Source organism: Anaerorhabdus sp. (assembly GCF_036637135.1).
Taxonomy (GTDB): Bacteria; Bacillota_I; Bacilli_A; order Erysipelotrichales; family Erysipelotrichaceae; genus Anaerorhabdus.
In genome coordinates this window covers 1-17733 of record NZ_JAVWNC010000014.1, presented here as the reverse complement: position 1 = coordinate 17733, position 17733 = coordinate 1, and the positions used below count along the sequence as shown (strand labels likewise).

18 protein-coding genes and 1 tRNA gene are annotated in these 17733 nt (G+C 29.9%); 13 read left to right on the top strand and 6 right to left on the bottom strand.

Features of this window, described 5'->3' with window-relative positions:
- The first annotated feature begins 1 nt into the window (after position 1).
- A complete protein-coding gene (gene uvrC / locus RR643_RS04110; RefSeq protein WP_332482405.1) occupies positions 2 to 1765 on the top strand; it encodes an excinuclease ABC subunit UvrC in 1764 nt (587 codons plus the stop codon).
- 30 nt (positions 1766 to 1795) lie between these two features.
- Positions 1796 to 2794, top strand: coding sequence for a D-alanyl-D-alanine carboxypeptidase family protein (locus RR643_RS04105; RefSeq protein ID WP_332468856.1), 999 nt, complete (start codon positions 1796 to 1798; stop codon positions 2792 to 2794).
- 22 nt (positions 2795 to 2816) lie between these two features.
- Here RR643_RS04105 and RR643_RS04100 read toward each other — a convergent pair whose 3' ends face one another.
- Positions 2817 to 3110 (bottom strand): hypothetical protein, encoded by a 294-nt coding sequence (locus RR643_RS04100; protein ID WP_332468855.1) that lies wholly within the window; start codon positions 3108 to 3110, stop codon positions 2817 to 2819.
- Positions 3111 to 3228: 118 nt separating this feature from the next.
- Here RR643_RS04100 and RR643_RS04095 point away from each other — a divergent pair, with 118 nt between their 5' ends.
- The 3 genes from RR643_RS04095 (at position 3229) to RR643_RS04085 (ending at position 4434) form a co-directional block, all read left to right on the top strand.
- Positions 3229 to 3690, top strand: coding sequence for a metallophosphoesterase (locus RR643_RS04095; protein ID WP_332482404.1), 462 nt, complete (start codon positions 3229 to 3231; stop codon positions 3688 to 3690).
- Between the two features lie 42 nt (positions 3691 to 3732).
- Positions 3733 to 3809, top strand: a tRNA-Arg gene (locus RR643_RS04090).
- 280 nt (positions 3810 to 4089) lie between these two features.
- Positions 4090 to 4434, top strand: coding sequence for a MazG nucleotide pyrophosphohydrolase domain-containing protein (locus RR643_RS04085; RefSeq protein WP_332482403.1), 345 nt, complete (start codon positions 4090 to 4092; stop codon positions 4432 to 4434).
- A 49-nt stretch (positions 4435 to 4483) separates the two neighbouring features.
- Here the strand turns inward: RR643_RS04085 and RR643_RS04080 are convergent, their stop codons facing one another.
- Entirely contained in the window at positions 4484 to 5596 is a 1113-nt protein-coding gene (locus tag RR643_RS04080; protein ID WP_332482402.1) for a tyrosine-type recombinase/integrase, read from the bottom strand.
- 127 nt (positions 5597 to 5723) lie between these two features.
- Entirely contained in the window at positions 5724 to 6659 is a 936-nt protein-coding gene (locus RR643_RS04075; protein WP_332482401.1) for a DUF6076 domain-containing protein, read from the bottom strand.
- A gap of 132 nt (positions 6660 to 6791) precedes the next feature.
- Between RR643_RS04075 and RR643_RS04070 the strand changes: the two genes are divergently transcribed.
- From RR643_RS04070 to RR643_RS04055, 4 genes are all read left to right on the top strand, one after another.
- Positions 6792 to 6974, top strand: a complete 183-nt coding sequence (locus tag RR643_RS04070) for a hypothetical protein (RefSeq protein ID WP_332482400.1) — start codon at positions 6792 to 6794, stop codon at positions 6972 to 6974.
- The gene (locus tag RR643_RS04065) at positions 6965 to 7906 is read left to right on the top strand and encodes an AAA family ATPase (protein ID WP_332482399.1); all 942 of its coding nucleotides are present in this window, start codon (positions 6965 to 6967) and stop codon (positions 7904 to 7906) included. The genes RR643_RS04070 and RR643_RS04065 overlap by 10 nt, the downstream gene beginning before the upstream one ends.
- Positions 7907 to 8041: 135 nt before the next feature.
- Positions 8042 to 9889: an AAA family ATPase gene (locus tag RR643_RS04060; protein ID WP_332482398.1), complete on the top strand. Its 1848-nt coding sequence runs from the start codon at positions 8042 to 8044 to the stop codon at positions 9887 to 9889.
- An 867-nt stretch (positions 9890 to 10756) separates the two neighbouring features.
- Positions 10757 to 12625 (top strand): DUF262 domain-containing protein, encoded by a 1869-nt coding sequence (locus RR643_RS04055; protein ID WP_332482397.1) that lies wholly within the window; start codon positions 10757 to 10759, stop codon positions 12623 to 12625.
- Between the two features lie 12 nt (positions 12626 to 12637).
- Here RR643_RS04055 and RR643_RS04050 read toward each other — a convergent pair whose 3' ends face one another.
- Positions 12638 to 13357 carry a TRM11 family SAM-dependent methyltransferase gene (locus RR643_RS04050; RefSeq protein WP_332482396.1) on the bottom strand — a complete coding sequence of 240 codons (720 nt, stop codon included), beginning with the start codon at positions 13355 to 13357 and terminating at the stop codon, positions 12638 to 12640.
- Positions 13358 to 13476: 119 nt separating this feature from the next.
- On the opposite strand from RR643_RS04050, the gene RR643_RS04045 reads away from it, so the two are divergent.
- The 4 genes from RR643_RS04045 (at position 13477) to RR643_RS04030 (ending at position 17151) form a co-directional block, all read left to right on the top strand.
- Positions 13477 to 14331 carry a DNA adenine methylase gene (locus tag RR643_RS04045; RefSeq protein WP_332482395.1) on the top strand — a complete coding sequence of 285 codons (855 nt, stop codon included), beginning with the start codon at positions 13477 to 13479 and terminating at the stop codon, positions 14329 to 14331.
- A complete protein-coding gene (locus RR643_RS04040; RefSeq protein ID WP_332482394.1) occupies positions 14324 to 15631 on the top strand; it encodes a type II restriction enzyme in 1308 nt (435 codons plus the stop codon). The genes RR643_RS04045 and RR643_RS04040 overlap by 8 nt, the downstream gene beginning before the upstream one ends.
- Positions 15632 to 16217: 586 nt before the next feature.
- A complete protein-coding gene (locus RR643_RS04035; RefSeq protein ID WP_332482393.1) occupies positions 16218 to 16664 on the top strand; it encodes a GNAT family N-acetyltransferase in 447 nt (148 codons plus the stop codon).
- A 22-nt stretch (positions 16665 to 16686) separates the two neighbouring features.
- Positions 16687 to 17151, top strand: coding sequence for a GNAT family N-acetyltransferase (locus RR643_RS04030; RefSeq protein ID WP_332482392.1), 465 nt, complete (start codon positions 16687 to 16689; stop codon positions 17149 to 17151).
- Here RR643_RS04030 and RR643_RS11695 read toward each other — a convergent pair.
- Positions 17129 to 17326 (bottom strand): hypothetical protein, encoded by a 198-nt coding sequence (locus tag RR643_RS11695; protein WP_442881413.1) that lies wholly within the window; start codon positions 17324 to 17326, stop codon positions 17129 to 17131. The genes RR643_RS04030 and RR643_RS11695 overlap by 23 nt on opposite strands.
- A 274-nt stretch (positions 17327 to 17600) precedes the next feature.
- On the bottom strand, positions 17601 to 17733 hold a 133-nt coding region (locus tag RR643_RS11690; RefSeq protein ID WP_442881412.1), incomplete at its 5' end, for a GHKL domain-containing protein.

Sequence of the window (17733 nt, the reverse complement as noted above, 5' to 3'; positions counted from 1 at the left end):
GATGAATACTGATTTACAAGCAAAACTACAAAATTTACCAATGGAACCTGGATGTTACTTGATGAAAGATGCAACAGGTACCATTATTTATGTTGGAAAAGCAAAGAAACTTAAGAATCGTGTAAATCAATACTTTGTTGGAGCACATGATTTCAAAACGACGAAAATGGTAAGTCATGTAAAAGATTTTGACTTCTTTATTACTCGGACAGAGAAAGAAGCACTATTACTAGAGATTAATTTAATTAAGAAACATCGTCCGCGATATAACATTATGTTTATGGATGATAAAACATATCCATACATTAAGATTACAAAAGAAGATTATCCAACCTTAACAGTGGTAAGAGAAACTAAAAAAGATCGAAAAAGTAAGTATTTCGGTCCTTTTCCTGATGCAACTGCAGCTCATCAAACAATACGATTACTTCAAACCCTATATCCACTTAGAAAATGCAAAGTGATGCCAAAGAAAGTATGTCTATATTACCATTTGGGACAATGTCTTGGTCCTTGTGAATATGAAGTGGATCCTAAAGTATACTTGAGTATTGTTGAAAAAATTACACGTTTCTTAAATGGAGACAACAAAGAGATTTTGCATGATTTAAAAATGAAAATGCAAGACGCAACAGAAAAGATGCAATATGAAAATGCGATTGAGTATCGAGATTTAATTCAATCCATTGAACACATAGCAGATAAACAAGAAGTACAAACACAAGATAAATCAAATCGTGATGTCTTTAGTTATTATTGTGATAAAGGATATTTATCGATTCAAGGATTTTTTATACGACAAGGTAAGTTGTTGGAGCGTGAATTATCATTGTCACCTCTATATGGTGAGGAACAAGATGAATTTATTTCATTTGTGACACAATACTATCAAAAACATCCACTACCACCAGAGATTGTATTGCCAAATTTAGATGATATTACAGTACTAGAAGAGGCATTGGAAACAAAGATAACGGTGCCTATAAAAGGTTATCGCAAGAAATTATTAGACTTAGCTGAAAATAATGCAAAGAATCAATTGTATTTGAAGTTTGATGTTATAGAAGCGAAACTAGATGATGATGCATCCATGATGAAAATATTCTCAGAGTTAGCTCATCGTGATGTACATCGCGTAGAGATCTTCGATAACAGTCATATATCAGGAGCTTTTACAGTTGCGGCATGTGTTGTATTTGATGATGGACGACCTAATAAAGCAGAATATCGTATCTATAAATTACATACGACGAACAGTGATGTAGATTCTATGAAAGAAGTTCTTTATCGTCGCTATTATCGGTTGATGATTGAAGAGGTACGTATGCCCGATTGTATCTTAGTTGATGGTGGTATTCAACAAATCGAAGCAGCGAAACAAATTCTGGATCCTTTAGGTTTAGATATCCCCTTATTTGGTCTTGTAAAGGATGATAAACACAATACCTCAGGCATGATGAATCAAATGGGTGAGTTAAAAGAAATTGATAAGAATAGTCCATTCTTCTTTCTACTAACAAGAATGCAAGATGAAGTGCATCGGTTTGCGATTACGTATCATCGAAAACTTCGTCAAAAAGCACAAACTAAATCTATATTGGATGAAATTGAGGGTATAGGGGAAGTAAGAAAGAAAAAACTACTTAAACATTTTGGTAGTTTTAAACAAATAAAAAATGCTTCCATTGAACAACTTATGGAAGTATTACCAAGAGAAATCGCTGAGAATGTTGTCCAAATATTAAGCGAGTCGAATGAAGAATAATATGCTATAATACTGAAAGAGGTGAATGAGATGAAAACTAAACGTGCTCTATTTGTAAGCATGATTCTCGTTGTATCTATCTTATGTTTTGCATTTATGAATGTGAATTACGATAAATTATCACGTTATCCATATAAAAATGAAGAAAATAATCGCTTAATTAGAAAATATTTAAATGATGAAGAGATAGAGTACATTATAGAATACTCCATAGCACCAGCTACGTTTATTGCTTATATTCAAGAGAATAACTTCAATATTTATCATGCATCAGAATATCGAGAATTAAATAAATTGTTGTGGGATGAAACACCTGCATCAATTGTAAATATGGTGGAACGTACTCGTAATGCGATGGATGTAATGACCTTGGCTAATTATCTTGTACATTATCGATTTGATGAAGTATTGTACTGGATTGATCATGGTGATCCATATAATGCCAATGCAATTCTTGTGACAAATGCGGGGAATGCCAATGCATTTGTTGATGATACCCATACATTGAGTATAAGAAAACCATTTAATTTACAATTGTTGAATGAAAATATTCCAACGGTAGATGATAAAGATATCGAAGTTGATGTTGCATTACAAGAACCATTGCAAAACCTATGCCAAGCGATTGATGAAGAATTAGCCATAAAGAGGGCATGTGGCGGTTTATTAGTAGACAATGGATATATTTCTTATGTTGAACAAGATAAGCTCTACAAGGCTGCTAAAGAGGTCTATGGAGACAGTGTGAGTAAGATGGAATTCATGCCAGGTCATTCTGAACATCAATTGGGACTTAGTGTTGATTTCGTATTAGAAGGATTATCCAATAATGACTTTGCAAAAACGGAACAATACAACTGGCTAAAAGAAAATGCATACCGTTTTGGATTAGTACAATCATATAAAGTAGAAAATGCTTATCTTACAAATAAAGCAGAACAAAGCTATCATTTTAGATATGTAGGTCATGAAATGGCTCGTTATCTACATGATAATAATCTTAGCCTAAGTGAAGTTATATCAAATTAAAAAGGAAAGTGAGAACTTTCCTTTAATCTTTATGATTTAGAATATGTAAGAAGAATAAACAAGATACTAAGAAATTAAGTTGAGCTTTCTTCTTTTTATAATAAGAACTAACAACATCACGTTTTGTTTCAACTAAAATAAGTTGTTGATGAATATCATCCATTTGAATTTGACACTCATTAACATTGTTCGATAACCCCCGAAGACTAAGAAGCAGGCGAACAAAGTAAAACAATGTTATAATAATCATAACAACAAACAATCCAATAACAATCGGATTAATATAAGTTTGATATAAAGTAAGTAAGTTGTTCATAGTAACACCTCTAGGAGTATTATAGCAAATAAGAATGAGAATGATAAGTTCTTCTTGATAAATTCTTGTTTTCTAGTAAAATTATAGGGGCATTAATTATAAAGGAATCTTAATATTTATGAAAATAGTAGTTATAAGTGACAATCATGGAAGAGTAGAACCATTAAGAGATATTTTAAACATGCATCAAGATGCAGAAGCATTTATCCATTGTGGAGATAGTGAATTACCTGCTGAATATTTATCAGGGTATGCCGCTGTTCGAGGAAACAATGATTTTTTTGGTGATTTACCTGATTTTAAAGTACTTGAGTTGGGTGAACATCGTATATTAGTAGCTCATGGTCATCGCTTAATGTTTTTAGATAATCGAGAGTTATTAATCAACAAAGCAAAAAGTTGTAATTGTGATATTGTTTGTTTTGGACATACACATATCTTCGAATGTAGGAAGATGGATGGAATTTATCTAATCAATCCGGGATCTATCTCACGCAATCGTGATGGCAGCACACCATCATACGCAATACTTACAATTGAAGGTAGTGTAGTGGATATAGTGAGAAAAGAGTACAAATAAGGTTGCAAATTATGATAGCGTTTGTTATTATAATATAGCAGTGTCCTCGTAGCTCAGTTGGATAGAGCATACGCCTTCTAAGCGTACGGTCGAAGGTTCGAATCCTTTCGAGGACGCCATTAGTTAAATCAGCCCATTAAATGGGGCTTTTTTTATGAAAATCCGAATTTGATATGATTTTGATATGATTTTATTTTCTAGACTTATTTTACAATGTGTGCAGTAGGCAATGTTTAAAGGCTTTTATGATCATGACTGTCAAAATTCTTGATACGTTTTTGATGCGAATTTAGTTTTTTGGCACTATTTCTAATAGTTTTGTCTTAAAAGAGCACAGTTTAGTTTTTAGATGATGGTATAATATAACTATGAACTAAATTTATATGAGGAGAAGATACTGTGAAAATTACAATAGATGAACTGCAAGAATACTTATTCGATCATTATAAAAATGGTGGAGTTGATCAAAGCCTGTTTATGAAACTCGTAGAGGAAATTGGTGAAGTAGCTGAAGTTCTTAATAAAAAAGCAGGCAGAAAATCTGCTGATCAAGAAGACTTACAAACCCAATTAGGTAATGAATTAGCTGATGTGATTCACTACACAATTGCCATTGCTGCTTTAAATAGTATTGATATGAATGATGTTATAATCTCTAAGGATAAAACTGCATCCATAAAGTATAATCATAGAGTAAATTTAGAGCAGTTTGTAAAAGATTGCAGAACAAACAATAAAGAATAACAAATCTCAGTTTTTGTAAAATTAAAAAAATCACTTCTTAAGCCAGTAATTAGGCTAGGGAAGTGATTTTAACGTTATTGAGTACATTGAGTATCTCTTTCTTTTTGCTTGGAAACAAATGTCCATAAACGTTCTCAACCATTTGTTTGGAGTGACCAAGACGTTCTGCAATCGTGAATGTATCAACCTCTGAATTAATCAACATCGATACATGAGAGTGTCTAAAGTCATGAATTCTAATTCTAGGTAATTGATCATCAGGATGTGAATCATTATAAGTATCTAAGATATACTTCTTATTATTAGAGATAGTTTTTTGAGAAAGTATAGATAGATCACTAATAATGTAGAATTTTGTGGAATCGAAGTTTTTATATCGCTTCATTTCATTATATCTTTTTCTAAGTTGAATCATAAGATTATCACTGAGATAAATGATACGTGATTCACCATTTTTAGTAGAAGGGGTAATCACATGATTCTTACAATCATAATTGGAATGAACGTATAATGTATTTTCATCAAAGTTTAAATCACTCCAAGTTCTAGCTTGTAACTCACTAATTCTCATTCCTGTAAAGTAGAGTAGGTCGAATACAAGTAAGTATCTTTCGTCAGTTATACTGCCTCTAAATTTCAAGTATTGATCTGTAGTATAGAATTGTAACTTACGACTTGATTTGGATTGATTCTTTACAAATCCGACAATCTTTACAGGGTTTGTATCCACAATTTCTTTTGAAATACAATAATTGAAGATACGTGAGAATAATCCTTGAATGGCTTCAAGATAATCATTACTGTAATTCTTTTCTAGTAACTGCTTTTGCCAATGTTCGATCATTGGGGGTTTGATATCTTTAATTCCTAAATGTTTGAAGGTTGGTGTGATATGTTTATCTGCGATTTTTTTAATGTCATAGTATGTTCTTGATTTTACACGTTCTTTCTTATAATCGAGAAACATATCGACAAGAACTTCAACATTGTAGTTTGTCGATTGAGCACAACGTAGGTTAATATCGAATTTACTTTCATATCGCTTGGCTTCGTTTCTTGTTTTAAATCCTCGTTTACAATGGTTCTTCGGATATCCAGTCAATGGATCATTGTAACTCTTTGATACATAATAGTTTTTGTTTTTATCTTGATAAACAGGCATACGTTCATCTCCTTTGTAGTGTTATCTATGCAATATCCTACAAAGATGATATAATTCCATTGGATATTTGTGGTATCACCTTTGTGGTATTGCGACCAGTTCCTGTACGCCAATACAGGAACTTTTTTTATTTTGTATGGGTTAATACTTCGGTAAATAGTTTATCCAACTTTTCAGTGTATTTATTAAGACTAAGTTTGCCAGCTTGAACAGAATCACGTCCAAGAGTAGCAGAGATATTCCAATTTTGAAAATCATCTTTAGATAACTTACCTGTAGATACATAGCGATATACTCGTTTGTAATACTTTGAGTAAAGTTGATATGCCGTATCATCACTTTTCTTTTCTGCAAAGTTCTTAGTTGCTCCTATATCTCGACAAGTCTTATCTGTGTAGTGAGGTGCAATATAATCACAATAGTCTTGAGAGAGTCGAGAAGGAATAAAGAAGCGATTACAGTTTCTACAGCGTTTAATCTTAATTCCTTTTCTAAAGTAATACATAACAATACCTTGGATAAGACTTGCTGGATCTTCAGCACTTATTTTTTCAAATACTTCTTTTTTATCATTCGTATAACTGAATACAACACCCTTATTTAACTGTGATAATAAATAGTCACTATATTTTGATTTTTTAATGCATTCAGAAAGGCGGTCTTCATAATCTAGGTTTGCAAATTTAGGGTTTGAATCATCTAAAGTGTAATTTATCAAATCGATAAGTGAACCTTTTAGATTTTTAATTGTTTTTGAGATTTCATGAAGTTCATGGATTTCTTTTGATTCATCTTGTTGAAAGAGAGTTAAGTAATAACATGCATACAACCGTTGGATTATTGAAAAACGTGGCGTATTTATCTTTTTCAATTCTTCTTCATAACTGATGGTCTTGTTGTTTAAGAACTGATTAAAAGGTGAAACATCCTCTTCAACATCACTTGTCTTTAAAAAATCAGAAATAAAGGTAAAGAAAGGTAGCTCGACTTTTGAATCACCAAAGGTAAATACTTCTATTCCTTTTTTAGATTTGTAATATCCATATCTTTGTTTTGTAATCATAATTCCTCCTGTAGAAAATAATATAAATCATTAAATATTATTGACACATTCTCTATCCTATGTTCTAATTAAAACATATAAATAGAAAATGTACAAGATATAAAATAATTATCTACATAAAGGAGTGATGGTGTGTTAACAGTAGAAGATGTAATGTGCATAGTGAAAGTAAAACGTACAAAAGCCTACGAAATCATTCGTGAACTGAATCGAGAACTAAAACAAAATGGATATTGCACAGTAACGGGTAGGGTATCAAAGGAATATTTCTTTGAAAAATATAGAATCAGAGAGGAGATGATGACTTGGAAGTAAAGAACTCATTTAATATCATGGGGAAAAAATATAACTCAATAAATTATATTGTAGAAGGCTTGCTACCAGTGGGCTTAACTGTATTTACTGGAAGAGAGAAGATAGGAAAATCGTTCTTATTACTCCAGTTAGCTGGATCTATCTGTAATGGTGAATCATTTATGGAACATGAAGTAGAAAAAAGTGAAGCATTATACTTAGCACTTGAAGATACAGATGCACGTCTAAACAATCGAATGCGAAAACAGAAATCATTTTCTGAAAATCTAGATTTTATTACCGAAATGCAAAATGGTGAGTCACTAGAAGATATACTTCACGAGTATATGAATAAGAATCCTAAATGTCGATGTATTGTTGTGGATCACTTCTTATTAGCTGAAGCTGGAGCCGTAACTGCAGAATATGATCATGACTTACAAGTTGCGAGAAAATATAAAGCGATAGCAGATTCCTATAATATTTCCTTGATTCTAGTGATCCATGAGAAGAAAGGCAAAGCGAATAGTCAAATTGAAAAAGTAATTGGGCGAGGGTTGAGTGCTTCTGCAGATTGTATCCTTCGATTGAGTAGGAATGATAGTACAACTATCGCCACACTCTATGCTGCAGGACGAGATATAGAAGAAAGTAATCTAGTGATAGAATTTGATAAAAAAACTTGTCGATGGAATCCCTCTAACGTGGAACTTGTTGAAGAAATTGACTATAACTTATCCGCTATCATCAATTATGTAGTATCAAAAAAAGAAGTAACGATGTCAGCACAAGAGTTAGCATCAACTTTAAAATTAAAACTGAATCCAGTAGCGATTGCATCTCTACTGGATAGAAATAAAAGTATTCTTGACTCAAATGGAATTAGTTTTGAAAGAGGTAGAACAAATGGTAAAAGAAAATGCATTCTCAAATATAATGACCCAGTAAACTAGTAAAATTAAGTAATTTGAGGGATACTTTGTTGTGAAATTTTTTTTTTAATGGTAATGTAATAATGAAATTATTACTATTTAGTTAACTAAACTAAAAATGTAAAATACAAATAATATTGAAAGAAGGCGCTTATAATGATGAAACTTAAAAAATTTAATGTTACAAATTTTAGATCTGTTATTGATAGTGGGTGGATTGAATGTGATGATGTTACCTCTTTAGTTGGTATAAACGAAGCTGGTAAATCTAACATCATTTTGGCTTTGTGGAAGTTAAATCCTGCTCGCAATGGGGAAATAGATGCTCTTCATGATATGCCTAATAAGGAATATGCAAGTTGGCGTAGTAGAAAAAATGAAATTTGTTTTGTTTCTGCTTTTTTTGATTTAGATTCTGATCAGAAAAGACATATGAAATCTTTCTACGGGAAGGATGTAGAGAGTGTTTTAGTATCACGATTTTATGATGAAATGTACAGTGTAAAGTTTTATAAAGAAAATATCGAAGTAGAAGTTGAGAAAGTAACAAAAAAAGATGAAAAAGATGATGTAGAAAAAACGTATAATCCTGAAAAATATATTGTAAAAGAAATTCCAAAATTTGTATATTATTCAAATTACGGAAATTTGGATGCTCAAATATATCTACCACATGTAATAAAACTTTTGAATGGAGATAAAATTGATGGTTTTGATAATGATGATAAAGTAAGGACTCTTCGTGTATTATTTGATTATGTAGGGTTGAAACCTGAAGAAGTACTAGAATTAGGAAAGGATCCTCAAGAATTCACTCATTACAGTGGTTCACAATATACGAAAAAAGAAATTACTACTGCTGACATTGAGAAAGCAACAAAAAGTAAGGAAGAAAGAACAACTTTACTTAATTCTGCATCTGCAAAATTAACTAAAGATTTCAAACAATGGTGGAAACAAGGAGAATATCGTTTTCGTTTACAGGCGGATGGTGATTTCTTCAAAATATGGGTTTCAGATGATAGACGTACTGAAGAAATTGAATTGGAGCGCCGGAGTACTGGTTTGCAATGGTTCTTAAGTTTTTATCTTACATTTCTTGTAGAAAGTCAAGATGCACATAAAGGTGCTATTTTGCTTTTGGATGAAGCTGGGCTAACTTTGCATCCGATGGCACAAAAAGATTTAACAGTATTTTTCGATAATTTATCTATAACTAATCCAATTATACATACTACTCACTCGCCTTTTCTAATAGACACAACACACATTGATCGAGTGAAGGTTGTTTATTCGGATAGTGATGGATACACTGTAGTATCAAGTGACTTACGCGCAGCTGGTGATAAATGTAATGAACAGTCAATTTATGCAGTTCATTCAGCATTAGGATTAACTGTTTCTGATATCCTTCTTCAAGGGTGTCAGCCAATAATTGTTGAAGGCATATCTGATCAATGTTATCTTAATGCAATAAAGATATATTTGATAAAAAATAAGAAATTTACTCCGAAAAATGAACTTATTTTTATTCCATCAGGAGGAGTAAAAGGAGTATCAGGGATAACGAGTTTAGTAGGTGGAAAAAATGGAAAATTGCCTTATGTTATTGTTGATAGTGATAAAAGTGGAAAAGATGCAAAAAATAAACTTGAACTAGGATTATACAGTAGTGAAAAGACAAAGCTTTTAGAAATTGAAGCATTTTCTCAATTAGAAAATAGTGAGATTGAAGATATTATTCCATTTGCAATAATGGAGAAATATATTGATAGACTGTTTAGAAATGTAGAAGATATGGAATTTAAAGATGAATATGACAAATCTATCGCTATACTCCCACAAATTGAAAAATTTGCATCAAAACATGCCGTTGAATTAGTAATTGGTTGGAAAGTTGAACTTGCAAGAACTGTTAAAAGGCAGTTGGAAAAAAACGTTGAAGTAGAGAAAGATTATGTTGATAAATGGAGTAAATTATTTAATTCTTTTAACAAGGAATAATAATTAACAATTATATTTCATTAAAGGTGAAAAAAATAATCGTTAAAGAAATTTAGAAAATTAAAATGCATCTCTTGATTATGAAAAATGATTATAGAGATGTTTTTAAGTGTATTCAGAGTTATGATTTAGATAAGTATAATAATATTGAAAAATATAAAAAGTGCCGACAGTGCCGACTAGAATGTGTGTGCCTATGTAGTTGACCCTGTTGACCAAAGTGCCTATTTATCGCCATTTATGAGTGCCAGCTAGTGCCAACCTAACTAAATCCAGCTTAACCTGACCCTGTACGCAGGGTGTTTTTTTGTTTGAGGGCAGTTTGTGCCCTCTTGTGCCCCGTTTGAAAAAAGGTGTGATAAATACTCGACCCTAGATACCTTGAGCGAACGTGAGCGGGTTGTACGCCGAATTCAGAATAACAACATAATTCGAACTATCAAAATCTTATGCCTAGGTTTAGATTGCAGGTTAAAGTGGTGGGGTCAAAACACTCCCCATCACATATCACATCAGCCGGCAACGCCGACTGTAAAGGGCTAATTACAAAATTTGAATAAAGTTGATAGTGGGGTCATATTTAAGGCGTGGGGTCAAAAGTGGGGTCACCAAAACCAAAGAATATGGAGTAACTGCAATGAATAGGTGATTATAACCACTTTTGTTATGGGGTCAAAAATGGAAATTTGAGATTTATGTAATGTATTGTAAAAGACAGCTATCAAATATATTTTAATTTTGTAAGAGTGAAAGTAAATATTGAAGATCTAGACTTAATGGATATTAACTATTCAGTTTTACTGTAATTATTGGCTAAGTTTATACATAATGGTATAATTGAAATAATGAAATTATAGAGGTAGATATATGATTGGTACAATTTGTACAGTGAGAGAGTTTCTGAACAATGAAGAGTTCTTAATTAGAGCTAGAGTGGAAGGAACTTTACGAGAAATATATAGATTTAGTAGCAATAGAATAATAGAAATTCCAAAGTATCAAAGAGAAATTCGTTGGGATGTTCAAAATGTTAACCAATTATTGTCTGATATTTTAAAAAAAGATAAATTTTTGGGTAATGTTTATCTATCGGAAGATATCAGAAAATTTGAGGTTATTGATGGACAACAACGGTTGACAGTTATATACATTTTGCTTACAATTTTGGCAGCAAAATATTCAGAAATTTCGAACGAATTTGAGAGCTTTTCTCTAATCAACTTAAATAATCCAACATTTATAAATTTTTTTGATAAGGATTTATTTGATGAAACAGAAGATCCCTTCAAACAAAAAGAACGATTTGTAGAGATTCACAATTGTATAAATTCATTTTTAGAACATCTTGAAGAACAAAAAATTCACGACTTTTGTTCTAACATTTTAGAATCTAGATTTAATTTAATTTTATTGACGGATGAAGAAAAAAATGATGCTATTGATAGTTTTGTTGATATAAATGTAAAAGGTGTAAAGTTGGATAGTGAGGATATTTTTAAAGGTTATTTTTTCAAAAAAAATGGCAATAATCAATCCGCAAAGACAAAATGGATTTCTCTAAAAACAGAATTTTTCGAACTATTTGACAAAGACAATTCAATAAAGTTAGTAGATTTATTGTATAATGTATTATTTTGTATTGTTAGAAATGCTTCGGAGCTAGAATCAATAAAAAACGTAAACTTTGATAAGGATTTTCTCTTATCAGAAGATGTTTCTTTGCAAAATGGTTCTAATTTTCGTGAATATGAAAAAGGAACTCATATAATGGAATTAATTCCACGAGCAGCAACAATTGATAGAATTATAGACAATACAATTAGCTTAATTATTTTGAATCGAAAGTTTATAACTAATGATATTTCAAAAGATTCACCTTATTTTTTAGATGTTTTTAAACTAAACGGTATTGATCCTTCGAGAAGAGATGTTTATTTTAGCATGGTTAAATTTTTGTTTAGAAATTGTGTATCTATTTATAAATTCCTAATAACTTATTGTTTTGTTTGCGGTGTAAATGATTATTTAGAAAATGGTGAAAAAAATATCAATTACAGCTATTTTTATTCTTTTATGTTTGATTCACTATCGACAAGGAAGGGGTTAAATAGCGTAGTAAAAAATATTGGGAGTATTAGTGAATTTAAAGAAAATTTACTTGTTTTAACTAGTTCACTATTGCAAAATGATCTTGAACCTAAATTAAATTTCACTCAGAAATTTTGTATGGAAGAACAATTAGAAAATATAACTGCAAGAAATATTAAGTTTACGGTTCTACAATTCGCAATAATGTTTGAATGTTTTAAATTTAGTGATGACAAGACGGAATTAAACTTTAATAGTGAAAATTTCATGCACATACTAAGTTTATCTAATGAACATTTTATTATTAATGATTGCAAAAAATATGTAGAGAATGGTACGGACAAAAAATATACTAGTGAGCAAGTTAGAAAGACAAATATGTTCATAAACTTAATACCCATAAATGAACAAATAAATAACGATTTAGGGAATAAGTGTTTAAGTGATAAAATCGCATATCTTAGAACACTCGAAAGATCAAATTCTGATTTTTGGGTGGAAGAAGGTTGTGAGTATTCGTTCGAATATCTCAACTCTCTTGAGGAACTGTTTAACGATTCAAACAATTCTTTTGATGAATTTTTTGATAAAATAAACTTATTACAAGAGGCTATGTATAAAAAATTTAAAGATAAGATTAATTTTTAATATATTTCCGATTTATGCGACAATGTTTTGGAGTACAAAAATATATTCATGTGCAATCAAATAAAAATCGTTATTTTTATTTATCCACTTATTGGTTGATCGACAATTATGTTGTTCTTTAATAATTATTTCTTTAAGTGTAAATCCAGTGTCAATGAATTTTTGCATTGTTAAAAAGCCTAGAGGAATGATATTTCCTCTTTTTCTTATGTCTCCGATCATGAAGCAACAGATTGAGTATTTCTTTAAAATTCTTTTATACTCCCTAGCTACATTTTCTATACTATAAAGAAAATAAGTGTAATCTAATAAAGATAAATCACCACCTATTGAGTCACTATATTTAATAATATTAGCGTAAGGAGGATGCGTACAGATAAAATCTACTGAATTATCCTTGATAAATGAAAGTTGTTCACTTGTACCTAGTCTAAGTTGTATATCGCAGTCAAAATCAGACTCAAATTTCAATCTTGAACTTGCTATTTCTAAAGCATTTTTATTAATATCAACCCCAATAAAATTTCTTCCAAGTAATTTTGCTTCAATTGCAGTAGTACCAGAACCTAAAAAACCATCAAAAACTAAATCACATTGTTTTGTATACTTTAAAATCAAATTTCTCGGAACATGAGGACTCCAATTACCTCTATAGTCACCTTTATGAGTTGCCCATGTACCTCTATCTGGAAAACTCCATATCGTTGTTTTCATTTGTTCATAGTTTATCATCATAATCCCTCCTATTTATTTATTTGTAAAAATAGTCGAAACTCCTAAAAAATAAAGAAAATATTGATCCCCATAAATGTTATTAATTATGTTAGAATAATGTAGAATAGAGGTGACTTATGACAAAATGTAAAAAGAATCCTTTAGTGAAACCTATAGTTAAATGGGTTGGCGGAAAAAGACAATTGTTGGATGAAATACGACCATTTTTAAATTGTCATTTTTCATCATATATTGAAGCGTTTGTTGGAGGAGGTGCTGTAATTTTTGATTTACAGCCTAAAAAAGCAATTATTAATGATTTTAATGAAGAATTAATTAATGTTTATAAAGTTATAAAAGAAAATCCTCAAGAACTAATTATTGAACTTATGCATCATAAAAAGATGAATTCTGAAGAATATTTTTATAGGATTCGTGGATTAGATAGAAAAAATGAGTATACAAATTTATCAGATATTGAAAGAGCAGCAAGAATAGTATATTTAAATAAAACATGTTACAACGGATTATATCGTGTTAATTCTTCTGGTTTTTTTAATTCTCCGTATGGTAAATATAAAAATCCAGATATTGTTAATAACACGGTTATTATGGCGATGTCAGACTATTTTAATAAAAATGACATAAAAATAATTAGCGGTGACTATAAAGATGTTTTGAAAAAGGCAAGAAAGGGTAGCTTTGTTTATTTAGATCCACCATATATGCCTATATCTGATACATCTGCTTTTACTGGTTATACAGAAGGTGGATTTAATTATCAATCTCAAGTTGAATTAAGAGATGAATGTATCAAACTTCATAAAAAAGGGGTTAAATTTTTGCAATCAAATTCATATTGTGATGAAATTGTTGATTTATATGGAAGCATTGAAGGATTTAAAATTAAAATAGTAAAAGCTAAACGAAGTGTTAATAGTAAAGGCAATGATCGTGGGGAAATTGATGAGGTGTTAATTTATAATGAATGATGAAAATACTAAGTTATCAGCAAATGATGCATGGATTAAAATACTTAAAAAATATGATATTCTTAATAAATTAAAGAAAAATGGATATTTCAATATAAAGTCATCACAAATAAAAGAATTTAGAGAACCACGATTAATGGCAAAGTGGGATAGTAGTGAAACTTTACCTAAAATACTGATTGATAATAAAATAAATATTTTGCCTACTTCTAGATCATCTTATATTTTAAGTGACTTTATCCTATATAAAGAATTTCCAGAGAGTTCAAGAAGTTTAAATGAATTTAAGATGATAGAGTTACCTGAATTGGAGTCCATAAATATTGAAAATATTAATTCGGAGTCAAATGCCATTAATATTTTATTATTGTCTAATGCCTTAAGTGATTTTTTAGAGTCAGATGAGAATTATTGTACATTTAATGGTCGAATGGGAACTGGCATTTTTGATTTTAAAGTAGATTCATTTAGCGGTGTAAAACGCGAAGTTCATGTTGAAAATGCTCAATGTGAAATTGATGGTGGTTTTGAAAATTCTAGTTCTATTGTTATTATGGAAGCAAAGAATGTAGTTTATGAAGATTTTCATATTAGGCAACTTTACTATCCTTATAGACTATGGAAAGAAAAAGTTAATAAACCTATTAGGCTGATATATTCAGTGTATTCAAACAAGATATACAGAATATTAGAGTATAGATTTTTAGATGTTAATGATTATTCTTCAATAGAGCTAGTCAAAGAAAAATGTTATTCTTTAGAAGATACTTCAATAACTTTTAATGAACTTAATCAGATAAAACAAGAAACAGCTGTAGTTACAAATGATAATATGGATAATACTGATATTCCTTTTATTCAAGCAGATCGATTTGATAGAATTATTTCTTTACTTGAACATTTATATAATAATCCAATGTCAAGTCAAGAAATTGCTGAACTAATGGAGTTTGAATTGAGACAATCTGATTATTACTATAATGCGGGTAAGTATTTAGGTTTGTTTGATAAAATAAAAGATGAAGATAATAATATTTTAATTATTTTAACTGATTTAGGCAATAAATTGTTTAAAATGGGGTATAAGAAACGACAATTAACTTTTGTGGAATTAATGCTACAACATCAGATATTTGCAGATTGCTTTGATTTTATTTCTCTTAATGGAAAAGTACCAACTATTACTTTTGTGAAAGAAAAAATGTTGAAAAACAATGTTTGTGGCGAAGGACAAATTGGGCGAAGAGCTAGTTCGGTATTAGGATGGTGTAAATGGATCATAAATTTAATTAGCGATTAAAATCTTTTGATATTCTTAATAAGTAAAACTATCAAGAAGAAAACATGATCATGTATTAAGTAGTATTAAGACTTCTCAGTTAAGGTAAGAAAGTATAATAGTCCAATTCTTTAAGATAAAAGAATAGAGATTTAAAATCTAATTAATTTTTAGAATTCTATAATATAGAATTCTTTGAAGTAATTTGATACGATTTTGATATGAAACTAGGTGTACAGTACGGAATTGGTGAATTATACAGATTTTATAACAACTTATGAACTATATGAAAACTAGTGTACAATTTTAAGTAATCCTTTCGAGGACGCCATTAGTTAAATCAGCCCATTAAATGGGGCTTTTTTTATGAAAATCCGAATTTGATATGATTTTGATATGATTTTATTTTCTAGACTTATTTTACAATGTGTGCAGTAGGCAATGTTTAAAGGCTTTTATGATCATGACTGTCAAAATTCTTGATACGATTCTGATATGTTTTTAAATTAATGCCACTATTTCTAAGAGTTTTGTCTTAAAAGAGCACGGTTAAGTTTTTAGATGATGGTATAATATAAATACAAATTAGAATTTGTGGAGAAAATAAATGAAAATTAGAGAAGCTAAGATAGAAGATTTATCAAGGATAGCTGAAATATATGTCTTTAATAATAGAATGAATTATTTTCCAATATTTAAAGATGAAGATTTTTCATTTGGTGAGCTACAAGTTGTTTCTTTGGTGGATAATTACTTTATAAAAGATGAGATAATAAAAAACCTATATGTATTTGATAATGGTCTTATAAAAGGCTTTATTCAAATGAATAATATAGAAATTTGTAAAATATACGTAGACACATTTTTTCAAAGTGAAGGAATTGGAAATGAGCTTATTGAATATGCGATCAAGGTACATCATGCAAATCATTTATGGGCATTAGAGAAAAATATTCGAGCTATCTCGTTTTATCAGCGACATGGATTTTATTTAACTGGTGAGAAAAAATTTGAAGAAGGTACAACAGAGTATATTGTTAAATTAGAAAGATAAATTAGAACTGTAGAGGTGAAAAATGATTCGATTAATTAAACCTAATTATAATGATTTGGTTTTTAGACAAGAATTGTTATCGGATTCAGATACAATGTCTTATAACGAAAATTATGGTGGGACTATAAATTTTCCTAAAGAGAAGTGGAAGAACTGGTACGATAGATGGATTATTAATCCTAACAAAAAGTTCTATAGATATATCTATGATATAAATACAGATGGATTTGTTGGAGAAGCAAGTTTTCATTATGATGATGAACTTAATTGTTATGTTTGCAGCATAATTATTAAAGCATGTTATAGAGGTCTCGGTTTTGGTAGAGAAGGATTACTAGCGCTACTTAATGAAGCGAAAAATCTCGGTATAACAGAGATATATGATAATATCGCCATAGACAACAATTCAATTAGTTTATTTATGATGTGTGGATTTAAAGAAGTATATCGCAATGATGAGTTTATTATGGTGAAAAATATTTTATAAATTTCATTTTAACGTTATTGAGTACATTAAGTATCTCTTTCTTTTTACTTGGAAACAAATGCCCATAAACGTTCTCAACCATTTGTTTGGAGTGACCAAGATGTTCTGCTATCGTGAATGTATCAACCTCTGAATTAATCAACATGGATACATGTGAATGTCTAAAGTCATGAATTCTAATCCTAGGTAACTGATTATCAGGATGACAATCGTTATAGGTATCTAAGATATACTTTTTGTTATTCGTGATAGTTTTTTGAAAGAGAATCGATAAATCACTGATAATATAAAATGTAGTGGAATCAAAATTCGTTTATTGTTTCATATCGTTATATCTTTTTGTAAGTTGCTTGATAAGATGATCACTGAGATAGATAACACGTGATTCATCAGTTATGAAAGCTATTAATAGGAAATTGTGATTTTTATAATGAAACTAATCAGTTTCCTTAAAAGTTTTTAAGTTCAATATCAACAATAAATTCATTTTGTTTTTGAGCGATAACTATACTTCCATTGTATTTCTCAGCGATATTTCTCATCGTTTTTAAACCCAATCCATGACCATCTTCTTTCTTTTTA